This window comes from Pseudomonas sp. GL-B-19, from assembly GCF_019956415.1.
GTDB lineage: Bacteria > Pseudomonadota > Gammaproteobacteria > Pseudomonadales > Pseudomonadaceae > Aquipseudomonas.
The window spans coordinates 82488-104252 of record NZ_JAHBDK010000012.1 but is presented as its reverse complement, the minus strand read 5'-3'; the positions used below and the strand labels follow the sequence as shown (position 1 = coordinate 104252).

The 21765-nt window shown below is 53.5% G+C and carries 25 protein-coding genes; 15 read left to right on the top strand and 10 right to left on the bottom strand.

Annotated elements, in window-relative coordinates; translation table 11 throughout:
* Nucleotides 1–65 precede the first annotated feature (65 nt).
* The 3 genes from KGB06_RS02255 to KGB06_RS02245 form a co-directional block, all read right to left on the bottom strand.
* Nucleotides 66–1118, bottom strand: coding sequence for a 3-keto-5-aminohexanoate cleavage protein (locus KGB06_RS02255; protein WP_223511579.1), 1053 nt, complete (start codon nt 1116–1118; stop codon nt 66–68).
* An 83-nt stretch (nt 1119–1201) separates the two neighbouring features.
* Nucleotides 1202–2050 (bottom strand): TauD/TfdA dioxygenase family protein, encoded by an 849-nt coding sequence (locus KGB06_RS02250; RefSeq protein WP_223511577.1) that lies wholly within the window; start codon nt 2048–2050, stop codon nt 1202–1204.
* A gap of 13 nt (nt 2051–2063) precedes the next feature.
* Nucleotides 2064–3044 carry a quinone oxidoreductase family protein gene (locus KGB06_RS02245; RefSeq protein ID WP_223511575.1) on the bottom strand — a complete coding sequence of 327 codons (981 nt, stop codon included), beginning with the start codon at nt 3042–3044 and terminating at the stop codon, nt 2064–2066.
* Between the two features lie 532 nt (nt 3045–3576).
* On the opposite strand from KGB06_RS02245, the gene KGB06_RS02240 reads away from it, so the two are divergent.
* The 10 genes from KGB06_RS02240 to KGB06_RS02195 all read left to right on the top strand — a co-directional run bounded on the left by KGB06_RS02240 (nt 3577) and on the right by KGB06_RS02195 (nt 11807).
* Nucleotides 3577–4257, top strand: a complete 681-nt coding sequence (locus KGB06_RS02240) for a DUF3313 domain-containing protein (RefSeq protein WP_223511641.1) — start codon at nt 3577–3579, stop codon at nt 4255–4257.
* A gap of 142 nt (nt 4258–4399) precedes the next feature.
* On the top strand, nt 4400–4861 hold the full coding sequence (locus tag KGB06_RS02235) for a YMGG-like glycine zipper-containing protein (protein WP_223511573.1): 462 nt from the start codon (nt 4400–4402) through the stop codon (nt 4859–4861).
* A gap of 551 nt (nt 4862–5412) precedes the next feature.
* On the top strand, nt 5413–6234 hold the full coding sequence (locus tag KGB06_RS02230; RefSeq protein ID WP_223511571.1) for a transcriptional regulator: 822 nt from the start codon (nt 5413–5415) through the stop codon (nt 6232–6234).
* A complete protein-coding gene (locus KGB06_RS02225) occupies nt 6231–6713 on the top strand; it encodes a hypothetical protein (RefSeq protein WP_223511569.1) in 483 nt (160 codons plus the stop codon). Before KGB06_RS02230 ends, KGB06_RS02225 begins: the two co-directional genes overlap by 4 nt.
* A 277-nt stretch (nt 6714–6990) precedes the next feature.
* Nucleotides 6991–7290 carry a hypothetical protein gene (locus KGB06_RS02220; RefSeq protein ID WP_223511568.1) on the top strand — a complete coding sequence of 100 codons (300 nt, stop codon included), beginning with the start codon at nt 6991–6993 and terminating at the stop codon, nt 7288–7290.
* Nucleotides 7291–7495: 205 nt separating this feature from the next.
* A complete protein-coding gene (locus KGB06_RS02215; protein ID WP_223511567.1) occupies nt 7496–7882 on the top strand; it encodes a hypothetical protein in 387 nt (128 codons plus the stop codon).
* 199 nt (nt 7883–8081) lie between these two features.
* Nucleotides 8082–9050 (top strand): helix-turn-helix domain-containing protein, encoded by a 969-nt coding sequence (locus tag KGB06_RS02210; RefSeq protein ID WP_223511566.1) that lies wholly within the window; start codon nt 8082–8084, stop codon nt 9048–9050.
* A gap of 339 nt (nt 9051–9389) precedes the next feature.
* Nucleotides 9390–10361: an EAL domain-containing protein gene (locus tag KGB06_RS02205; RefSeq protein WP_223511565.1), complete on the top strand. Its 972-nt coding sequence runs from the start codon at nt 9390–9392 to the stop codon at nt 10359–10361.
* A gap of 105 nt (nt 10362–10466) precedes the next feature.
* Nucleotides 10467–10970 carry an outer membrane beta-barrel protein gene (locus KGB06_RS02200; RefSeq protein WP_223511563.1) on the top strand — a complete coding sequence of 168 codons (504 nt, stop codon included), beginning with the start codon at nt 10467–10469 and terminating at the stop codon, nt 10968–10970.
* A gap of 234 nt (nt 10971–11204) precedes the next feature.
* A complete protein-coding gene (locus KGB06_RS02195; RefSeq protein WP_223511561.1) occupies nt 11205–11807 on the top strand; it encodes a hypothetical protein in 603 nt (200 codons plus the stop codon).
* 1813 nt (nt 11808–13620) lie between these two features.
* On the opposite strand, the gene KGB06_RS02190 is transcribed toward KGB06_RS02195, so the two are convergent.
* From KGB06_RS02190 to KGB06_RS02165, 6 genes are all read right to left on the bottom strand, one after another.
* Nucleotides 13621–14298 (bottom strand): hypothetical protein, encoded by a 678-nt coding sequence (locus tag KGB06_RS02190; RefSeq protein ID WP_223511559.1) that lies wholly within the window; start codon nt 14296–14298, stop codon nt 13621–13623.
* Nucleotides 14299–14355: 57 nt separating this feature from the next.
* Nucleotides 14356–15735 (bottom strand): PIN-like domain-containing protein, encoded by a 1380-nt coding sequence (locus KGB06_RS02185; protein WP_223511557.1) that lies wholly within the window; start codon nt 15733–15735, stop codon nt 14356–14358.
* 114 nt (nt 15736–15849) lie between these two features.
* Entirely contained in the window at nt 15850–16896 is a 1047-nt protein-coding gene (locus KGB06_RS02180; RefSeq protein ID WP_223511555.1) for a contractile injection system protein, VgrG/Pvc8 family, read from the bottom strand.
* Between the two features lie 8 nt (nt 16897–16904).
* Entirely contained in the window at nt 16905–17111 is a 207-nt protein-coding gene (locus KGB06_RS02175) for a tail protein X (protein ID WP_030132172.1), read from the bottom strand.
* The gene (locus KGB06_RS02170; protein ID WP_150752448.1) at nt 17108–17536 is read right to left on the bottom strand and encodes a phage tail protein; all 429 of its coding nucleotides are present in this window, start codon (nt 17534–17536) and stop codon (nt 17108–17110) included. Before KGB06_RS02170 ends, KGB06_RS02175 begins: the two co-directional genes overlap by 4 nt.
* A gap of 62 nt (nt 17537–17598) precedes the next feature.
* Nucleotides 17599–19296, bottom strand: coding sequence for a phage tail tape measure protein (locus tag KGB06_RS02165; protein WP_223511554.1), 1698 nt, complete (start codon nt 19294–19296; stop codon nt 17599–17601).
* Nucleotides 19297–19470: 174 nt separating this feature from the next.
* On the opposite strand from KGB06_RS02165, the gene KGB06_RS02160 reads away from it, so the two are divergent.
* From KGB06_RS02160 to KGB06_RS02150, 3 genes are all read left to right on the top strand, one after another.
* Nucleotides 19471–19752 (top strand): hypothetical protein, encoded by a 282-nt coding sequence (locus KGB06_RS02160; RefSeq protein ID WP_223511553.1) that lies wholly within the window; start codon nt 19471–19473, stop codon nt 19750–19752.
* A complete protein-coding gene (locus tag KGB06_RS02155; protein ID WP_223511552.1) occupies nt 19749–20057 on the top strand; it encodes a hypothetical protein in 309 nt (102 codons plus the stop codon). Before KGB06_RS02160 ends, KGB06_RS02155 begins: the two co-directional genes overlap by 4 nt.
* Before the next feature lie 81 nt (nt 20058–20138).
* The gene (locus tag KGB06_RS02150; protein WP_223511551.1) at nt 20139–20483 is read left to right on the top strand and encodes a hypothetical protein; all 345 of its coding nucleotides are present in this window, start codon (nt 20139–20141) and stop codon (nt 20481–20483) included.
* On the opposite strand, the gene KGB06_RS02145 is transcribed toward KGB06_RS02150, so the two are convergent.
* On the bottom strand, nt 20438–20983 hold the full coding sequence (locus KGB06_RS02145) for a hypothetical protein (protein WP_223511550.1): 546 nt from the start codon (nt 20981–20983) through the stop codon (nt 20438–20440). The two genes, KGB06_RS02150 and KGB06_RS02145, sit on opposite strands and share 46 nt — an antisense overlap.
* Nucleotides 20984–21082: 99 nt before the next feature.
* On the opposite strand from KGB06_RS02145, the gene KGB06_RS02140 reads away from it, so the two are divergent.
* Together KGB06_RS02140 and KGB06_RS02135 are read left to right on the top strand one after the other, a co-directional pair.
* Nucleotides 21083–21391: a hypothetical protein gene (locus KGB06_RS02140; RefSeq protein WP_223511549.1), complete on the top strand. Its 309-nt coding sequence runs from the start codon at nt 21083–21085 to the stop codon at nt 21389–21391.
* Between the two features lie 4 nt (nt 21392–21395).
* The gene (locus KGB06_RS02135; protein ID WP_223511548.1) at nt 21396–21758 is read left to right on the top strand and encodes a hypothetical protein; all 363 of its coding nucleotides are present in this window, start codon (nt 21396–21398) and stop codon (nt 21756–21758) included.
* Nucleotides 21759–21765: the final 7 nt, after the last annotated feature.

The following is a 21765-nucleotide window of genomic DNA, read 5'->3' as shown; positions in this document are numbered from 1 at the left end:
TTTGTTATCGAGCGAATTGCAAAACAGCGAGCGAGAGGTCACCGACCTCCCGCCCTCGCTGCCGGTCAGCCGCGTTGCGGCACACCTTTCTGCCCAGCCTTGCGGTTGGGGGCCATGCCGTTGGCCAGCAGAGTTTCTTCGATAGTTTCGTACTGCACGCCGATGCGATAGATCTCGCGGGCTTCTTTGCCGGTGGCGATTTCGCGACCCAGTTCGTGAGCGATGCGCACGGTCTGTTTGATCTGCGCAACCGAGCCGAAACGGTCGCCCTTGTGGTCAATGATGGTGTCTTCATTGCCCACACGTGGGTGCATGCCCATGGCCATCGACATGGTGTTGAACGGCATTACGTTTTTGAGCAGCGATTCGGAGGTCACAGTGGAACCGTCCGGCGCGCGATGGAGGAAGTTGAAGAAGTTGAACGGATTCGGGCCGTCGAAACCGCCACCAATGCCGATCCAGGTCAGGTTCAACGGGCCTTTGTAGACGCCCCTGCGCACCAGACGCTCGAGGGTTTCCAAGGAATGCATGCCAGTCAGTTGGAAGTGCGGCTGAATGCCGTTGGCCATCAGACGCTTGAGGTGCTCGGCAACCCAGGCCGGGCCGGCTGGCACGGTCATTTCGCTGTAGGCAGCCTGATAGGCCGGGTTGGCCAGGGAAGTGCCTTCCAGGTATTCCGGATACAGCAGCTCCATGATGTTCATCTGGACGGTGTTGATCGCCACCGTGACCTGATCCGGTTTTGGCGTCAGCTCGGCCAACATGTGGCGGGTATCGTCGGACAACCACAGGGCGGCTTCGCCATCGCTTTCAGGTGCGAACGAAATCGAACCGCCAACCTGGATAATCATGTCCGGCACTGCTTCACGTACGCCGGCAATCAATTCGTTGAACTTGGACAGACGCTTGGAGCCCTTGCCGTCCAGCTCACGCACATGCAGGTGCAGAACCGTGGCACCGGCTTCGTAGCACTCGACCGCTTTCTGAACTTGTTCATCCATCGTCAGCGGGATGTCTTCCGGGAAGTCTTCCGGCATCCACTCGGGGCCGTACGGGGCCACGGTGATGACCACTTTGTCCATGTTTTCCGGGTGCAGGGAATCGTCGAAGAATTGCATGAGTTACTCCAGTTTTTATGGTTGTCCGCCTGCCGGTCATGCCTGGCAGGCGACTCTACGAGTGCTAATACAGAGGGCGTTGATCAGAACGTCTTGTCACCGATAATCCCGGCGCGTTCCATCTTGCGATGGCACGGCGGGTAATCCATGACCGCGTAATGCTGGGTACTGCGGTTGTCCCAGATCGCGATGCTGTTGGGTTTCCAGCGCCAGCGCACCTGATACTCAGGGATGTACGCCTGGCTGATCAGGTAGCGCAGCAACTCGCCCGCACCAGGGTTTGCGTCCTGGCCGAAACGCACCCGATCAGGGGTGTGGTAGTTGCTGATGTGGGTGGTGAAGGCGTTGACGAACAACACCTTTTCCCCAGTCTCCGGGTGAGTACGCACCACCGGGTGCTCGGCATCCGGGTACATCGCCTTGAGCGCCAGACGTTTCTCGATCGGCATGGCCGCGCCAAAGCTCGCTTCGATGCTGTGACGGGCACGCAGGTCGGCGATCTTCACTTTTACGTCTTCCGGCAGGCGCGCATACGCCTCCACCATGTTGGTCCACATGGTGTCGCCGCCCACGGGCGGGCACTCTACGCAACGCAGCACACACCCCATCGGCGGGGCCTCGCGCCAAGTGGCATCGGTGTGCCAGGCGTTCTCGTAGCGGTCCATTGGTTGGTCCGGATTCTTGTAGATGCGCACCAGTCCCGGATGATCCGGGTCACTGCCGGCCACCGGGTGATCCTCCAGCTCGCCGAAACGTCGGGCGAAGGCCACGTGTTCGGCGCGGCTGATGTCCTGATCTCGCAGGAACACCACACGATGCTTGAGCAACTGGGCACGAATCTCGGCAAAAAGACCGTCGTCATGCACCGCATCGGCGAGGTTGACGCCGATCAGTTCGGCGCCAATGTTGCAGGTCAATTGTTCGACTTTCATGGCTGGTAGCTCCTTAAATGACGAAAATCGACGAGCCAGTAGTCTTGCGTGACTCTAGGTCGCGATGGGCCTGGACAGCGTCTTGCAAGGCATAGTGCTGATTGATTTCGATCTTGATCCGACCGCTGCCGACGTGGTCGAACAGCTCGCCAGCCAGGTCGGCTTTTTCCGCCGGGTCTGCGATGTAGTCGGCCAGGGCCGGACGGGTCAGGAACAGCGAGCCTTTCATTGCCAGCATTACCGGGTCGAAGGCCGGGATCGGGCCGGACGCCGTGCCGACGCACACCATCAAGCCGCGACGCTTGAGCGAATCCAGGGAACCCATGAAGGTGTTCTTGCCAACGCTGTCGAACACAACGTTGACACCCACACCGTCCGTCATCTCGCGAACGCGTTGAGCAACGTCTTCATGGCTGTAATTGATGACATGGGTGCAACCATGAGCCAGGGCAATTTCACCCTTGGCCTCGGTGGACACGGTCCCGATAACGTTCACGCCGAGCAGCTTGGCCCACTGCGAAACGATCAGGCCCACACCACCAGCGGCGGCGTGCAGCAAAATAGTGTCACCGGCCTTGAAGTCGTAGATGCGGCGCATCAGGTACGACGAGGTCAGACCACGCATGGTCATGGCCGCGGCCGTTTCGAAGCTGATGGTTTCCGGCAACTTGATCAACGGCGCGGCCGCGATCAGACGCTCGGTGCTGTAGGCACCCAAGGTGTTGAGGAAACCGGTGTAGGTGACGCGATCACCCACTTGAACGTTGGTCACACCTTCGCCGATAGCCTGGACCACACCGGAAGCCTCAACGCCCATGCCGTTTGGCATAGGGATCGGGTAGGTGCCATTGCGAAAGTAGGTGTCGGCATAGTTCAGGCCAACCGCTACATGACGAAGACGAACCTGGCCTGGACCAGGATCGCCGACTTCGACGTCTTCATAACGAAGGACTTCGGGACCACCGGTTTCGTAAAAGCGAACGGCTTTGGCCATGATTTCTTATTCTCCAATCTGCAATGTTGGCTTGCTGCGTCGAATTGCGCTGATTGGACTGTAGGTTGCTGCCTCTGGAGCCGCTTCTCATCAGACGACAATGGCTTTTCATTTCGTGACAGAGGCCCGGTGTTGCGAGATATGGATGCCAGTGGCGGATGGTCGGGCGACGGTGGTTCAGCCTCTGCATCAATGCGCGCGGCAACGCCCGACAGGAGAATTGCTGGTCAACAGGTATTAATGGACATCATGCGGCAACGCTGACCTGCCGCCTTTGCGATCAGGGCTCGCTCATCAGACCGATACGTTCTGCGCAAATAGCCGCCTGCCATAGGGGGCTGCGGGACGGACACACTCTGGCGGTTCAGTTTAATAGTTTTTGAGGGTTATTGATTCGGATTATCCAGCCACTCCGGGCAGGATGCGCCCCGCATTGACCGACGTACAAGCTCGCGCTTTGCGTAGCTCAGGTCAGCACCTGGGACCAGGTCGGAAACTGAATGACAACTTTCATCACTTGAGAACAGAACACATGGGCATGTCGAATAAATGGATAGTGGGAATTGCTTTGAGTAGCGTGTTTCAGGTCGGCTGTGTCTCGAAGGTCACTGAGCAGGAGCAATATTCGGGCTTCCTGGCCAATTATCAGGGACTGGAAGAGCAAACTACGCCGAGCGAAAAAAAGGTGCTGCGCTGGGTAAAGCCAGGGTTTGATCCTCGCGCTTATTCCACTGTCGTGTTCAAGCAGGTAGAGCTGTATCCAGCGCCGAAGCCGAGCGATCGCATCAACCTGAAAACCCTGCAAGACGTGCAGACCATGGCGAGCAACAGTGTCAAGAACGCCTTTGCCCCCACCTACACAATCATCTCGGATGCACAGCAAGCACCCGCCGATTCTCGGACATTGATCTTGCATGCGGCGATCACCGAGGTCAGCGCCACCAACGAGGGCATGCATTGGTATGAGGCCGTACCGATCTCTGCTATTGTCGGGGCAACACAAGCAGCCACCGGGCATCGCGATCAGACAGCCGAAATGTATATCGAAGCCGACCTGATCGATGCAAAAACCGGTTTGCCCGTCGTCAAGGTGGTACGCAAGGTGTTCGGCGAGACATTGGATAATGCCAGCCAGCCAATAGCTGCCAATGACTTCAAGGCCGCACTCAAAGAGATGACGAACGACATGCAGGCACTGCTTTCCAAGCAGTAATAACCGCGTAATACCCCATTGCAAACGTTGAATTGCCTGCCATCCATTGTCATGGGATTGCATCGCGAGCATGGGGTTTGAGCCGCGTCTCCCTAAACAAACCGTTAGGCCACGTAACGATATCTAACGAGAGTCCGACTTGATGAAAATACTGACCTTTACCTTATCGTCATTAGTGTTGCTCGCCAGTTCTGGCGCGTTGGCGGTGACGGTGGTTCCACTAAAAGGGCAAACGTCCCAGACAATTCAGCAAGACACCAGTACCTGCCAATCACAGGCCAATGCTCAATTCCCGATACAAAACACCGTGCCATCCGGTGGTCGGGTAAAAGGCGCTGCCACCGCCGCCGTCGCCGGAGCCACTGCAGCGCAGGTTCGGGGCAACCAACATGACAACGTCTATGACCAGATCGACGACGATATCAAGCAAGACTATCGCCAGAACCGTGCACACAGCGCAGCGGTAGCTGGCGCGGTGGTCGGGGGATCAAGACAACGCCAGGAGCGCAGACAAAACAGTGGAGCGACCGAGCAAAGCATCACCGCCAACAACTCGGTGTACAGCAGTTGCCTGCAACAGCGTGGCTACAACGTTTTGCCTTGATCCCGATGGTTATTCTTCTTCGAATACCCCGATATCAACGTTGCGAACTGACAATTTTTCCGGATAACTTAATTGATGTTCCGATGTAATTACCCAGTTATGCGATCAACAATTTAAGTTCGCCCTGCCTCTGAAGGAACTTCACTTCCCTTATCCCCTACCCTCGCCTGTATCTCACTCAAATACATGGCTTCAATCTGCTTGAGGGGCAAAAATGTCCTGTCAGCAAATGGGAATCAGTTCGGCCAAACCGCAGGCTTGTGTGTCAAATAGAACTCAGTCTCAACCCCCTGCCTTGCAGTTTTCGGATAGCGCACATTATTCGTACCGAGCATCATCATGGACCTCGATTGAACCCTCGTGGATTACCCTTGCTTGATTCCAGTGAGATTTTTGATAGGCTGTCCCAGCATTGTCTAGTGGCTCTCTCTGCACCTTCCGCGTATGCCCGCTCGTAGCCGTTCATCCCCTGACAAATATGTATTACGTCAAATCCGGCCTATCAAAACTGTCTTAATAGCCAGCCAGATCCACCCGATCGAAGGATTCTCATGCGTTACGCCTTCAAGTTGAAAAATGGTTCCATGGCCGTTTTTGACCCAGACACCGCCTTGCTTTCCATCACGACACCCTATGGAGATGTGCAAAACACCACGATAGGTAGAGCTGAATCGCGTCTACTGGACCTGCTGCTTATGGAACCCGGTCAGACTAAAAGCCGTGAGGAAATCATCGACTACACCTGGAATGACCGCGTCGTCGCCTCTGGCAGTTTGAATCAGGCCGTTTTCTCACTTAGAAACATTTTGAATGACAGTCGAGATCACGAGATTTTGATGACGGTTCCTCGAAGAGGCTATTGCTTCAACCGTCACTATGTTGTCGATGTACAAACAGACTTTCTGACGCCTTCCGATGAAGCCGCACAACCTGCTGTACCCGCCATTGAAGCGCTTCCGCTAACCGAAAATGATGGTGTCCTGGAGTCATCAGGAAAAACCATAAAATCTACTTACATTAAAAAATCCCTGTCAGTCGCTTATGTCTTGACCTTGGGAGTATGCGCCTTCACTGGTTTCCATTCGGGCTTCGACACACCGAAAATAGAAATTTCCAGTGTACAAGTGAACGAATTGGTCATTCATGCAGTAGGTAACAGCGTCGCAGAAGCTCAATCACTGCGGGATCTTTCGGCTAAACAGGTTCAACAGCTTTCGCCAAATTTAAAGGGTCAGGTTTGGTTGAATCTCTTTAAAACAAACTATTCCGTGTCGTGCGTTCGTCCGGACCTAAGCACTGCAAACTTACAGTTAAATAGCAACCAAAAAGACCTCGCCGTGATGATCCAACAATGTTTGGAAGCAACGCCATGAAGCTAAGAATACCGTCAATTGCTCACTGGATAGTGCTGGGAGTTATCAACGCTGCCTGTATTTTTTCGTTGATGTATTCGCCATCTTATTACATGGAAAATACCAGTTATCAAACAATCACTCGACAATGGCTCGAAGATTTAAATCAACTCAACTCTGAAGAATATCTGACCATCGGGCACGGCCGACTTACGCAAACCACTCTGGAAAGCCTGAACGGAAAGATCCGCAACGCTACGATCACGGCGGATGTCATCCGAGAAAGCTATCATCACGTTCAGATAAAAGTAAGTAATGTCAAACTTAGCCAGGATGACGAGCTATTCGCCATTGAAAAAACACCCGATCTCTTTTTCAGGCGCCAGTTCGCTCTGCAAGAAGGCGCTGTTCTAAACTACGAATTAATCCCTACCACCGATAAAAAAGCCGTATGCTTTTATGTGCACGACTTTGGCCGCTTGCGCTGCATGAATCACTAAGCCATCTATTGTCAATCACGTCACGCATATTCGACCAGGCAACAGGACTTGATACTCCTTGCGCCGCTAAAGCCGACTCAAACAAAAAAATAAGAATTACTGATTTGAGTCAGGCGCCCTTTCCCTTCAAAGTCTCTCCTCTATAGTTTCGGAGCCGTGCCTGCTATCTCTCAGCACAAAGACCGGCTCCCGGCTTCTCCAAACAAACTTCATGACCGCCTGTAAAGTTATGTTTCAGCTTCATACTCCTTCAAAACAACTTTTCCTGGGGTGGTAGATGAAAACAACTATTTTTTTGCGAGCCGTAAAATCGATGATATCCAAGATCCTGGTAGCTCTATCTCTGGCTGCAATACCATTTCATTCGATGGCCCACAATGAGTACTCTATCGGTAGCGCGGAAATCGAAATTTATGAAATAGAATTGAGTCCGAATGAGAAACTAAAATTGTCGCATCTAAAAATCTACTCTGAAAATGAGTTCCACGAGGAGGAAGAGGCGACAAACGACCAACGCCCCTCCCCCCCCAAAAACATGACTAATGAGCGTCAAGATTTATCACTCATTCCACTTTGATAATATTTTTTCTGGCTGCATAGCCTCTCAATACAGTGAAAGCTGCTCCTGACGTCATCTGCAAATAGACCGACCACTCCGAAAATATGAGTTTTTGACTTTGATAAGCCTCGTTGGAGCGAGACTATCCAGAGGCCAAGCCGTGGCAGTGATGCGGCTGACACTATGCTCTGCCTGAAAAGCCATTCATAAGGAAAGCACGTCAATGCAGCTAAAAAACCTCGCAACCGTATCGTTTGGTGTATTGCTTTCTGTCAAGGCCATGGCCTATGAAGACGAACCTCATGGTGCCGACCTGACACGTATTGAAAGCAACAAAAAAGCACTGAGCGATGAAAAAGCCAGATATAAAATTTGCACCAACTATCGTGTCAATGATTTGTTTGCCTATGATGCCGCAGCCATCGGCCCAACAAGTCAAAAAACGGCCATCTTTGGTTCGAAAATAGCGCCGTGCAAACTTCAAAGCCTATTGGATATACCATTGAACGATGCGTATGTTTTTTCAGCGGCGTTGGATCTGATGCCGGAGTCATTGACGGACAAAAATGACGACAGCGCTGAAGTCGAGCCAGGTGCGTTTGCGTCATAGTCTATACGCTGAATGTGAAAATTTAGAAGTAAAAGAATTGTCACACTCAGCGCTTATTTTCTTTGGACGTCACTGTCAAGGAGCGATCAAATGGATCGCTCGTCAAACTCTCTCGACTGAGTTGCATTAACGACCGACACCACAGTCGTTGACACACATTGCTTAGCACTATCCATTTAGCTGAAGAGCGTTCAACTCCATGAGCATCCCCAATGAAGTCTTTCGTGTAACCTCTACGCCTGCGGACAAATCCCATAGAACAATTGGCCGATGGGAGATGAGCCTTGTCCCATCAGAGCGTGAAGCAAGCATTCGACAGCATAAGCTCATTAATAGTCCCAAACTTCAATGCAGTCGACTGGAGTTTGATTCAGCGGTGACTATTATCAGCTCTGTGCCTCACGGCTATGTCACCTTTGCCATTTCACAAGCTTCCGTTGGTCGCCCCACTATAAATAACCATGAATTACGACCTAACGAAATCATCGTACTGACTAGCGACGAGCCAGTGCATTACACTTGCGAGCCAAATGAAACTCTTTTCACACTCACCACGACTTTAGAACACTACAAACAGTGCCTGGAAAACAATTCAACTATCGATATGCTTGCAAATCGAAAAGAATACCGCTTTCAGGTTCCAAATTTCAAATTAATTCAGTCTGCCATCCAAGCCATCAACGCGTGCGTTAACGACGTCAACAATCAACCTTTAGAACAGCGCGACCGCCCTGATACTTCCTCCATTGAAAGTGTGCTGCTGATTTCTCTACTCCGGGTACTGACACCTGCTGGTCGCTCCTCGCTAAAAATCCCGACCAGAAGAAAGGTTGCGATGGCAGCGATAGAATACATTCATGACAACCTGAAAAAGGCGCTCTGCATGAAGGCGCTAGTAAAACAACTTGAGACTACGACTCGCACCTTGCATCATGGATTCGTCGAAACATTTGGAATTTCTCCGATCGCTTACATTCGAAATTTAAGACTCGCCAATGTCCGCCGAGACTTGATCCGCAACACGTGGCCAACGGTTACCGAAACCGCAATGTTCTGGAACTTCCAGCATCTAAGTCGGTTTTCCAAGGCCTACCAGGATGCTTATGGAGTGACACCCTCCGAAACCACCAGGCGCAACGCTGCAAAACTGGCGGCGTCCAACTGCTGAGTATTAGAAATGGTAAGGTGATGCTACTCATGCGGGATACTGCAGGCGCTTTTCATTCACTGCAACAAGCGCACCGCCTAGACAACGTAATTCCAAAAAAATAACAATCAATAATTTTCATCCATCCATTTTAACCACCAATATTGATTACTTCTAATTCAAGGGGGTAAGCATGAGCTATCGATTAAATTCACTGCCGCTTAAGCAAAAAATTATCTTTTGTCTTCTCGCCTACTTATGTGGTGTAGCACTGGCCTGGTTGATTGACTATTAACAAGCGCACCTTTAATTCTTCAGGCCGCCCCCACCAAGTTGAAGTCGTGTATTTCGGAGTTTTTTATGATTACGGGGTATAAAGCTTTGCTTAGAAGGCACACGGTAGCTTTATGCGTAACGGCTGCGGCGGGCTCGGTCGCATGGTTTTGTACCGGGAGTCTTGCTGAGCATCTGGCTCTCGGATGGAAGTTATTTATTACCCTGGCGTTTATGCTGGGCGTATTGCTCTACAGTGCACGGAAGATTGAAAGGTATTACACCTCAACCGCCATTCAGCTTCGCAAGGCCATAAGGGCGAATGAGCTGGATGTTCACTACCAGCCTATAGTTAATTTGCGGACGGGTAACCTGGTCGGTGCCGAATCGCTGTCGCGCTGGAGCTCTAAAGGAGCCATCATTCCGGCGGACGTATTCATCGCGGCGGCAGAGAAGTCCGACTTGATCTGCGAGCTTACGCGCTCGGTCATACGCCGGGTTGCGGAGGATTACAGCACCTATCTTTGGGCGTGCAAGAATTTCTACATCACAGTCAATCTTTCCACTCAAGACATTCTCGATCCAACCTTTCCAGACTTTGTGGCCAACATCATGGCAGCGTACAACTTGCCAGCCACCGCCATCGTCTTTGAAATTACCGAGAAAACCTTGTTAGACCAAAAAAGTGCAGCGACTCAGTTGCACAGACTTCGAGCACGCGGGCATCGTATTGCCATTGATAACGTCGGCTCCGGCTACTTCCGCCTCTCGCTCATCGAATCAGTACCTGTCGACATACTGAAAATAGATCTTACGCTCATCAACCACGACACCATCGCTGCCAAGGATGCCTTGTGGCGACATATTGCCAAAATCGCCAAGACTCTAAAACTTAACGTTGTCGCCAAGGGCGTCGAAACTCAACAGCAACTACCGCACTTGACTTCAGAAGGTGTGTTATTGGCGCAAGGCTGGTTGTTTTCCAAAGAGCTCCCTGTTCGTGCATTGGCAAGACGGTATTTTCAATTACCAGCGAACATCAGTCCCCACACTGATTGAAGTCACTCAAAAATATCAATCAATGACTTCTATCAGTCTTCGCGATCACTCAAATTCTCGGCGAACACCTCACAATCGACAATCTGTAGAAGGATTCCACCTCACATGTTTTTTCGAAACCTTGGCTTCGTTTCACTGCTTTCGTTGCTGTCTTTTCAGGCAGTCGCGGAGGATGACAGAGGTTTGTATCTTGGAGCTGGCGTAAGCAACATTGAAACCGACAAATCCAGTCTGAGCGATGAAGATTCCAGCTATAAGGTTTTTGCCGGCTATCGTCTCAACGGCTATCTGGCCTTCGAAGGCGCCTTCGTTGATCTCGGTCAATTCGAGGACAAGAATCTTGATTTCGATGGCAAATCTGTCCAGGCCAGCGCCCATGTCGGCTTTCCACTGGGAGACCGGATACGCCTTTACGGCAGTGTCGGTGCTCATGCCTGGGATGCTGACGGCAATGCCAGCGATGATGACACCGGGGTGGATCTGACCTACGGCGCCGGTGTTGAATTTGATGTGTTTCGCAACATTGGTATCCGCGCTGAATATGAAGTACTGGAGGTCGGCGACATCGACCTGAATCAAACAACGGCCTCTGCTTTTATTCTCTTTTAACGCCAACTTGCATTGAGCGGCCATGCGGGTCGCTCAACGCACACCCTGAGACCATCATCCTCGCCGGACTTGCCCTGTCGCGCCGCGCGTCACCACTGGCAAATCTGCCATTCCAGCAGTCGGCATTCGCTGGCGCCCTATCACTTGCGCCGTGACATCGAATGGTCTGTTTTACACAGGTTCTGTGCTGCAAGCGGAGGGCTACTAACGCCCTTATTTTTCTGAGGGCTATGGATGAAACAAGGGCGAGTTTGGGCGCTGTTGCTAGTATTTGCGATCTTGACGGGCTGCACGACGGTGCCGCCAAAGGATCAAAATAATCTGTGCAATATCTATCGTGAGTACCCTGACTGGTACGAAGACTCGCTAGAGATGCAGAAAGAATGGGGTACGCCTCAACACGTTGCGATGGCGATCATGAAGCAGGAGAGCAGTTTCGTCTCCGATGCATTGCCTCCCCGTGACTACGTGCTTGGAGTGATTCCCTGGGGGCGAGTCAGTTCTGCCTATGGTTATGCGCAAGCCCTAGACCCTGTCTGGGGTGAGTACAAGGATATGACCGGCAATGGCGGCTCGCGGGACAACTATGATGACGCGATCATGTTTATCGGCTGGTACACCACTGGCACCCACAGCCAGCTTGGAATCTCCAAAGGGGACGCCTACAACCAGTACCTGGCTTACCATGAAGGGCGTGGCGGCTTTCGTCGTGGCACCTATCGCAGCAAGCCATGGTTGATGCAGGTGGCACGCAAAGTAGAGCAGCAGTCAAAGAACTACGATTCGCAACTCAAGCAGTGCCGCGAAGAGCTGGAGGATGATCGCAGCTGGTTTTAACACCGACTGATCAGCATCTACCGAAGAGGCACCTGGCAACGTCGTTTCGTTCTGCGGCGCAGATCGAAATGCCCAATTTCTGACTCTGTCACACCGTCGTCACATCCACCCGGCACAATGCGATCAGCCAAAAGGATTTGGCTACGTGTATGAAGAGCCCGGCCACAGCGCCGGGCTTTTTCGTTCCTGCGACATACTTTTCACGAAGCGCTCACATAATGGAGCGCAGATTGAGCAAACAAAAGGATTTGACCCCATACAGAAGGCCCGCCATGTGCGGGCTTTTTGTTTTCAGACTCCCTCTCTCCTACCTGCTTGTATTCCACGCAAGTGCCCCTCTGCGAATTCGCGACGCTTTAGCGGATGCCATTTACCGGATAAGCATGGAATCAGGCACGCCCCTAATTCCCGCGATGACCGGTATTGAACCGAGAGCGTTGAATTGCGTCCAACGGAAATGAATCGCATCAAGGGGATGAGGGCGATGGAAACGCGAGCAGTGGTCAAGTTTTTTGCAGCTTACTTGTCTGTCACTCTAACAATTGCATGGTGCGTAGCCGAGGCTTCACCCTGGATCGCCTCTCATATCCTGATGAAGTGGATGCTTTAGCACAGCAGTGATCGAACCGGGAACAAGCACCGAGCATGAACAGCGTTCACGCTGGCAACGTCATTGCTGCTCTGGGTGTCGAAGATCATGATGAGTTAACGCATGAGTATTCAGCAAGCGTGCTTTCAAGAATTTCCGAATTCAGCCTCTCGCATTCTGCATTGGCCTCAATTCGTGTCGGATAGCAGATTTTTAGCCTGCACTTACCTTCAATATCGTAGATGTCGAAATCTATAGGCGCCGTCGTGCAGTAGAAGCGTGCCCCACTGCGGGTTGATCCGGTTTCCTTTGGAATCGAGGGGACAACCACGAATCTCGCCATATTGGTTTTCCCTGCAGTGCTCACATGTCAGTGACTTAAGGAATAGCGGCTACTAGCCACTAGATCAAGTGAGTATCTTAAAAATCCGATGAGCAGTTTGTTGCAACCAAAACGCATTCGAATTCACCGATGTGATTACTGCGCAATCATACATTTAGGGTGCGTTGATTGACCGTCAAGGTGCTTGAGCTCAGGCGTGAAGGCGGCGATATACGGCTCGGATGCTGCGCACAATCGCCTATGATTTTGGCTCGGGTGAGCGCGAAGCTCGGTCGGTCGGCACGGGAGCGTTCTCAGGCTTTACATGCCTCGTGGGCGCATCGAACAGCTCCTCCAAGCGGGTCTGCTTTCGGTGCGAGAAATCGCCTCAGCTTGTGCCAGAGAGGCGGCACCGTTGATCAGCATGCAGGACGTGGAAACTAGCAGCCGCAAGTTAACAATCTTAAAAAGGAAACGAGCGTGAAAAATCGAGGAGTCACGTAAATCTCACGCACATGAAAAAGGCCAATGCTGTGAACATTGGCCTAAGTCATTGAAAAATATGGTCGGGACGGAGTGATTCGAACACTCGACCCCTAGCACCCCATGCGTGCGGAGACCGCTGGAACCCGCCAAACACAAGGCTTCGCGCTTGGCGCTCGCTGCAACGATGCCCAACAGTGCGCAACCGCGTTTTACAAAGTCACTCGGAAAGTCACTGAGCCATTTTGTCCCCTTCCCCGGTGCCCAATGTGGGTAGCCAAGCAGATACAGAGTGAACGATAACTGCAAGAGTCTTCTCGAGTTGGATGCCATCTTCGATGGGCAGCATCAGAATTAAAAGCGGTGCGCATGGTCGATGAAAAAAACGCTACAGCGCCCACCGTGTCCTGCCTAACAGATCAAAAACTAAGCGGAACTACGGGACCGACGGACTGCGGGTGCATCTTACGAACCACCTGCTTAACAAATTTATTAAAACCTAATACAAGTTCAGTCATGTCGTGATCATGAATTTTTACGACTCCGCTATAGTCGTTATGCGGTGCGGAAATAGCTTTAACTAATGGAAAATGGTTGTTCCAATCATTGCGTGCCTCAGGCATCAAATAACTGTGTTTCAGAGCGTTCACGAGATCATTCAAAATATCAGGAAATGAATCATACTCACCTACATATTGCTCGATGATTTCACGACCAAGCGTAGTAGGCTTACCTTTGCGAAAAAGCACACCCCAACCATCGACTTCAATTTTTCGCGTGTCGTTGATCTCAAGCTCTTTATGAATACAATAAGAGCCCATTATTAAATCGTCGATTACTCGTTTCATCGACACCAAGGTAGCCTCTAGGGCAAATTGGTAGTCTTGAAACTCACCACGCGTGAAGTGTTCTAGGAGTCCGCTCCATTGGTGCTGAAGATGTTGGAGTCTCAAAGAAACCCATATCGAAGCCGATTGACCGTTGATGAGGCCAGGGATAGCTGGAGGTCTAGGCATCGATAAGGGCTGAATCTGAATAATGGAAGGCCAATTCTTCCTGGGCTCCTCACTGACATAGCAGACAGTCTCAAGTTGCATTCTGATGCTCCCATGCAAAAGACAGCATCATGACAGCATACTGCGTCTACCGCATGACTACTGAAGCGAATCTTCTCCAAAAACGGCTGCAACTTCCCATTTCAGCTCAAGCAATTGCTGCAAGACTTTATTATATTCCTCTTTCATGCGCAGCAGTTCTTGCTGCAACTTAGCCGATTCAAAAATACACGCTTTGATTCTATCACCAAGTTTTTTTGAGTGCGCACTTTCCACTCCATTACTGCCTTCGAGCGAAACCTTTTGGCGAGCAACCAAGTCAAGTTGTTCGTGTTCCGTAGCCTCGATCTTAAATTCAAGGGAACTCATCCTAGGCTGGATAGTAACCAATCTACGTTCAAACGATTCACGCTCCAAATATAGCTGCTGCAATCTTACCTTCTGTGACACCGTCATATTTGCAGCACTGGAATTATTCAAAAAATCATGAAAGTCTTGCAAACTACCAGAACGATCAAAATTACCAAAATTACCAAAACCACCAAAACGACCAAAACCATCTGAACTATCTGAACTAGCTGAACTAGCTAAATCCTCTACCAGGTCTTCAGACCGAACATCTACGATTTCATCAACAGCTCGTTGGGATGTAGCTCGATTCAGATATTCGTTTGCTCGCTCCATAAATTTCTCAGGGAGATACATGAAGAAGCCATGCCCTACCTCCCTGACGAACTCCTCAACCAGCTGCGGATGCGGCTCGATAGGATTCCCACTAAATATTGTCCACCAATCTTCCTTTTTGTCCCCGGTCACAAAGACAACGGGGACACCTTCCGCCTTAGCCTTGTCAAGTGTCTGCCGCCAAACAATATAGTCTCCATAGGGTTTCAGCCTTTCTGCAATAACGTCAGAATCCCCGCCTTTTTTTGCATCTTTGTAACCTGGTGGGATTTTCTGAGAGTAGCGATCCTGACCAGTACTCAATACGTCTTTAATTTCTTCGGTGGTTAAAGGAGAACCGACACGCCCATCCAACAACTTCTCTAGCTCAGCTTTAACATCATCCGACTCAATTTTACCCAAGTATGTTTTTTTATTTTCATTAAGCTCGCTTACAACCTTATCAAACGAAGCACCGAGCTCACGAAAAGTGGCCTCTTTCACGAACGGGTGCTGCCTTGGATTTTCAAACGAACGCTTCAGCTCCTCAACATTTTTTATAGCATCATCATAAACCTTAACTTGCTGATTGATAACACCAATTCTGTTTATCAAGTATTCACCAGCCACCTGATTAGGAACCCAAACGCGATCACCCAACAGATGAAATATTTCGACAAGCTCGGATCGAGTGTAATCAGAATAACGATACAAACTTAATAATACGTTTGCATCCAAGACGAAGAGGCATTGCTCCCAGATAACCTTCAAATTTTCGGCATCGCTTGCGAAATACCCTGGAAACATCTTTTTCATTTCTTGCACCTTTCTCTGAACCGTTCCATTCGGCCCTTTAAGGGCGCCACACGACTGCGTCACATGTTACCCACACTCCCAGAAAATTTGTTGGTGACGTCCTCCTCGCTGATCTCAAGCCGGCGTCACACATTCGGCCGACGAGGACGCCACTCCACCCGAGCCAATGACATGCGTGACCGACTCGACCTGCCAAAGTCTGTTCGCGCTGGTGCGATGGTTGCGCACATCGATCCGCCCCTCGGCGACAATTCTAGGCGTCAGCGGTCGAGTGATGGACATAGTCGACTTGCCGCGCTGCAGCTTCTTCAATTGCGCCGCCGCCGCTTCCTGGGCGCTCTTTTGATCCGTATGGGTCTTGCGGATGATGTAGCGCGGGCCCGCTTGGCTATCGGCGTCTTCAGTCGCCTCGCTGCCGTTGTCCGGGGCATCGCCGTACACCGACACCGCGCCGGCAACTATGCCCGCGACCACCGGCACCTTGCGCTGCTCGGCTTCGTTGAACCAATACGCGACCACCGACTGATAGTCGTTGCGCTCTTGGATCGTGACCCGGCCGCTGCTGTTCTCCGGGTCACTGATCACAATGGTCGCCAGGGCGGCGCCCGTGACGGTCTGGGCCACGCCCTTGGGCACCACCACCAGGCGACCGCCAATCGGCTTCGCCACGGCGCCCAGCTCACGAGCCAGGCGCGTCAGTAGGTTCATATCGGATTCGGCACGCTGGTCGATATGGCTGAAAACATGCTTTGCCAGATCCGGCGCCACGGCCGCAATGTAACCATGCTCCTTGGCCATCTTGGCGACCAGGGCGCCCAGGGTAATCCCGTCGAACGTGGCGTCACGCGGGGCCTTGATCCCGCCCAGCATCTTGGCCGCTTTGCCGTGAATCACCAGGGCCTGATCGTCTAACGGCTCTTCCAGTTCGTCGACCTGATAGGCGCCTTTGAACACCAGGGCGCCCGGTTCGCCTATCCACACCTTCAGTTCCGCGCCCGTCGACGGTAGACGAATCAGGTTGTCGCGGTTATCCAGCTCAATCGCCACGGTGTCGCTGTCTTCACCGGCGGAATCCTGCAAAGTCAGCTTGATAAAGCGCTTGCGCAGCATGGCGGTAATGTCGGCATCGTTGGCCGTGATTCGGTAGTCAGCTTTTTTCATGGTCGTCCTCAATCCCACAGCGACACTTGCCCGGGCGCTTGCGCCGGGGCAAGGTCTGGCAATTCAATCAACAGCCCTTCAGGCAGTACCGCGCCCCGCCGGCAAAGCCCCGGGTTGGCCTCTAAAACCGCTTCGGCGGTCCCCGGGCGAGCGCCGTAATGCACATGACAAATGGCGTCGAGCATGTCCCCCGGCCGGGTGCGGTAAGTCCTCATGCTTCATCCTCCCCGTACTCGGAAATTGACAGCGATCCCTTGCGCGCCAGGGGCGTTCCGTCCTTAAGGAAAAATTCGTCCGCCACGGTCAAGCCGTCGATCACCCACAACCCCAGGTCGGCCCCCGACTGCTTTAACTGGCCCTCCACCTTGGCCGTCCCTCCCGACACCAGGCGCAACGGCTCGCCCGCGTCCCCCATCATGCGCAGGCGGTCGAACAGCAACACGTCCGCGCGCGACTGCGGGTAAACGGTGATATCGAAGGTTTTGCTTGTGCTGTCAGGGCCGTGAAACTGCTTCCCGGGCTTGGCCCCGTAACGATCCTTTTTCGCCCAGCGCCAGGCCATCGAGGTCGATAGCCCTTGATATTCGGCCGTGGCCACGCTGAAGCGAAAGTCGCCCAGCGCCATCATTACTTCAGACATACCCCTCCCCGCGAAAACCGCCGGGGCGGTTTCGCTATTTCGCTATTTCGCTATTTCGCTTATTAGCCTTGGCCATCACCCAGGCGGCCGCGCTGCGACCGGCTGGCCTGACGGTCGCGGGCATCCAGCTCGGCGCGCACCTTCTTGGCGACCGCCTCTTCAGACATACCGGGTTGCGTCTGCACGACAATGTCACCGTACTGGCTGACCTGCTGCGGGGCAGCGGCCATGCCCGCCGGCGACGCCACCATGCCAACGGGTGCCGCCGCCGGGACACGCGGACCACCGACAGCCGACGCACCGGGCGGGACCCCACCGACGGCACTACTCGGCCCGGCCGCCGCCACCGGCGAATCACTGCCAAACAACCCGCCGGCGAAATCCTTGATGGCCGTGATAGGCGCCATAGTCTTTTGTGCGATCCACTCCATGGCCGAACCACAGGAAGACTTGATGCCCGCCCACAGCGTCGTGAAGAACCCCGTCAGCGGCTCCCACGCGGCAGTCACCATGCCCAGGGGCGACCAGGTGAACAGTGACTTGATGAACTCCCAGCCCGCACTAAACACAACTTTGATGCCGTCCCACAGCGTCGTGAAGAGCCACGCCAACGGCTGCCATACGGCCGCCACCAAGCCCACAGGTGACCAGTTGAACAGCGCCTTGATGAACTCCCAGCCCGCGCTAAACACAACTTTGATGCCGTCCCACAGCCCGCCAAAGAAGCCTTTCAGCGGCTCCCAATAGCGCACCACCAAGGCCACTACAGCCACCAACGCCAGCATGCCGGCAATCACCAGGCCGATAGGGTTGGCCGACATGGCCACGTTTAACGCCCATTGCGCCGCCGTCATCACCGCCGCCCCTACGGCAAACGCTCGACTGGCGGTGCCCAGCAGGAACACCCCTGTTGCGGCCGCCATAGCCCGAACCCGCGTTACGAGTAACGCCGCTTGCGTGCGCAGATTGGCCACGGTGAAGTATTTCAGCGCAGCGACGGCCAGCATCAGCCCATCGGAGAGGAACGCGAAGCCAAAGCGGGCGGCAATCGACGCGATCTTCAGGCCCACCAAACCGACTAAGGCGAAACCAATCACCTTGGAGAGAAACGGGAAGCGCTCGACCAGGCTGCCGATCAGGTTGGCCAGCTGGCCCACGCCGGCGGCGGCAAACATCATCGCCGGGGCGAACACCGCCCCCAGGCTCACACTGGCGTTCTGAATGCGCTGGCTCATCAACTTGAACGACTCGTTCGGGCCGCTGTTCATGATTTGAGCCATACGCTCAGTGGTCGACATCCCCGTTTTCAGCGCTTCGCCCATGCCGCCGATGTTCTTTTTCAGCGAATCAATTTCGGGGTACAGCAGCTGGATCAAGGCGATAGCTTCGTCAGTACCAAACGCCTTTTTCATCTCCTGGGTTTCCATCGCGTCCAGGGTGTCGCCGTACTTGTCGCGCAGCACCTCCAGAATCGCCGGCATCGACAACAGCTTGTCGTTGGCATCCATGAAAGAGACGCCCAGCTTTTCACTGGCCCCGGCGGCCGCGCCGATAAACGATCGGTATTTGGTGGCCGCTTCAGAACCGGACATCGTTAGCTGAAGCTGGCCGAGAATGGCCAACTGCTCGGCAAATGGAATGTTCGCCGACGTGGCGGTCGCGCCCAAGTTGGTCAGCGCCGCCGACATCTGCTGCCCGTCCGACTTGAACACGTTGACCGTTAGCAGCCATGTAACCGACAGATATCGAAGCCCGCTCAATGGCGGCACCTGCGATCACGTAGGGAGGTCTTCGTGACGCAAACAAAAGCCCGGTTCCGATCGGGCTTTTTTACGCCTGCCTTTATCCGCCAGCACTCTCCCCTGCGCCCAGCGGCAGCCAGCAGGAGGCCCGAGTGCTGACGAATAAACGCAACCCCACAGCAAGGAATCGCCATGCATCAATTACTTCAGCAGCGAGTCGACGGGGTTGCCGCCCTGCGTGCTCGTGCAAGCATTGCCACCGCCGCGTTCTACGCCCTGATTGGCAAGGGGCAGCCTGTGCAAGAAATTCGCTACCAGGTCGTCACCAAGGGCAACGCCTATCACATTGTCGAGCGCTCCACCGGCTTGACCAAAGGCTTTCGCTGGACGTGGAAAGAAGCCATCAACTTTGCTCAGGTTTTGGAAGCGCGCGCCGACGGCATCAAGGTCTCGCTGTCAGGTGAACGGAAATGATCGGCGTACCAATGCCCAACCCGAGAGACTCGATCATCGAGGACCTCAACCGAAAGCTGGATCAGTTCTTCGGCTCTGGCAAGACAGCGCAGCAGATCGCATCAGGCGTCAGCGCTGAAGCGCCCCACTTCGGCACCACGCCGCACAGCAACAAGCTGCGCGCCAAGCGGGACAAGATCGCGCCCAGGCTTAAGGCGTTGGCCGAGGCCGGCACGCCCGTCGCCAAGGCCGCCAGAGAGCGCGGCATGGAAGCCAAGCGCGCCCGCCTGATCGCCCGTGAAAACGGCTTCAAGTTCACATCGTGAAGCGCCTAAGCAACCAGGTGCGCCAGCGCCGACGACAGACATGGCTGGATCTACCGGCCCACGGAATTGAAGAGGCGGGCTATGGCCAAGAGCAATGCGGATATTCAGCGGGACAAGCGAGCCAAGGAGAAGGCCTTGCTCGACCGGATCGGCGCCGAGAAGCGGTCGCTGATTGTGTCGAAGGCGCTGGCTGATGCACTCCACGTGCTGGGCGAGCGCCACGACTTCGAGGAGTGGCAGGAAACGGTTTCGACTTTCCTGATCAACCTCGCCGCTGCACCGGCCGAAGAATCAGCCCGCTTTTCCACCATGTTGCGACACGAAATCACGATCAGCGAAAACGTGTCGCGACTTTTCCACCACAAGAGCCTGCTGATGATTCAGCAGGATCCAGGGGACGAGGTACTGTCGCCGAGCTTGAGTTGACTCAGCGTCTGCCGAAAGCTAACTGTTGCCGAGCCATCGAAATAGCTAATCCAGAACCGCCAAACATCACCGGCAACGAGACACATGTCATAGAGTTCGCCCTCCAGAGCGAGCATGTGGATTTCAAATATCTCAAACTGCCCTTCTTGGTCGTATTCTGGGTCTCTCGGCCTGGTGCGCGCCTCTTGGATTCGCTTCATTTCGTGCTTGGCATCGTTGGCGAAATGTCGACAGGCATGGAGTTTGAGCCCGATTTCTTTATCAGACTTTGCTATCAGATCCATAAATTTGTTGCCGCCATCCAAGCCGTGCAGCGGGGCGACCTTGTCCGCTTGATGGTTGAGTAAAAGCGCCGCGCATAGAAGCCTTCTGTAGACACGTAACAGATGCTTTACGTCAGGCTGAAGATCCTTCTGATACTCAGTCCAGAACTCGTCGTATGCCTCAGCGGACAGATCCCGCCAGTAACCTCGCGCATCATCAAGAAGTAATTCCGCCACAGACATCTCCATTTCCGGCTACATGCCGGGCCGAACACAAATACCCCACTTCAACGAATCACGCCAGCCGACGAGGCAGGCGTCTGCCTGGAGATAGCCATGGGCATCCCCGTGAACGCTTTGAAAGACGACGAGCTTTTGCACTATGCCGCGCTGGATCCGGGCGCCGCCACCGAGCTCGCCCGGCGCATTGCCGACAACAGTATTGATCCGAGCGCTGAGCGTGAAGAGTTGCGAGAAGACATTCGCCAGCTCGAAAGCCGTATCGAGGACAGCGAGGACGAACTGGACAACCTACGAGATGGTGTTGACGAGGCCTGCACCTGGATCAAGCGAGCAATGGACCCGGAAGACCGGGAGCTTTCACTGAATGCGCTGCTGCAAAAAGCGCTCGACTGCCTGGAGTGATGCTATGAGCACATTCGCAGTGTTTGGAATGAATGAACACTTCGCCCGCGAAGAGGCGAAGCGCAAGGTTCGCGACTTCAAGATTGAGAAAGGCCAGAGGATCGAACTGTCCATGAGCCAATGGCTCCAGGCTGTCGAAGAACGCGTCATCAAGATCATGGATGGCAAGCGTGTCGCTCAACTCAGCAGCATGTTCGATGCCCCCCAGTACGCCGCCGACTACGCCGAGCGCATCCGAAATCTTGGGCGGTGCCGTGACGTAATCATCAGGGCGAAGATCAAGCTCCTGCAGAACGACTTGAGGCGAAAGTCGCCGACGAAGCTTTCGTGGATGGACTACTCACCGGAATCGACAGCGGCCGCCTGATCCTCCC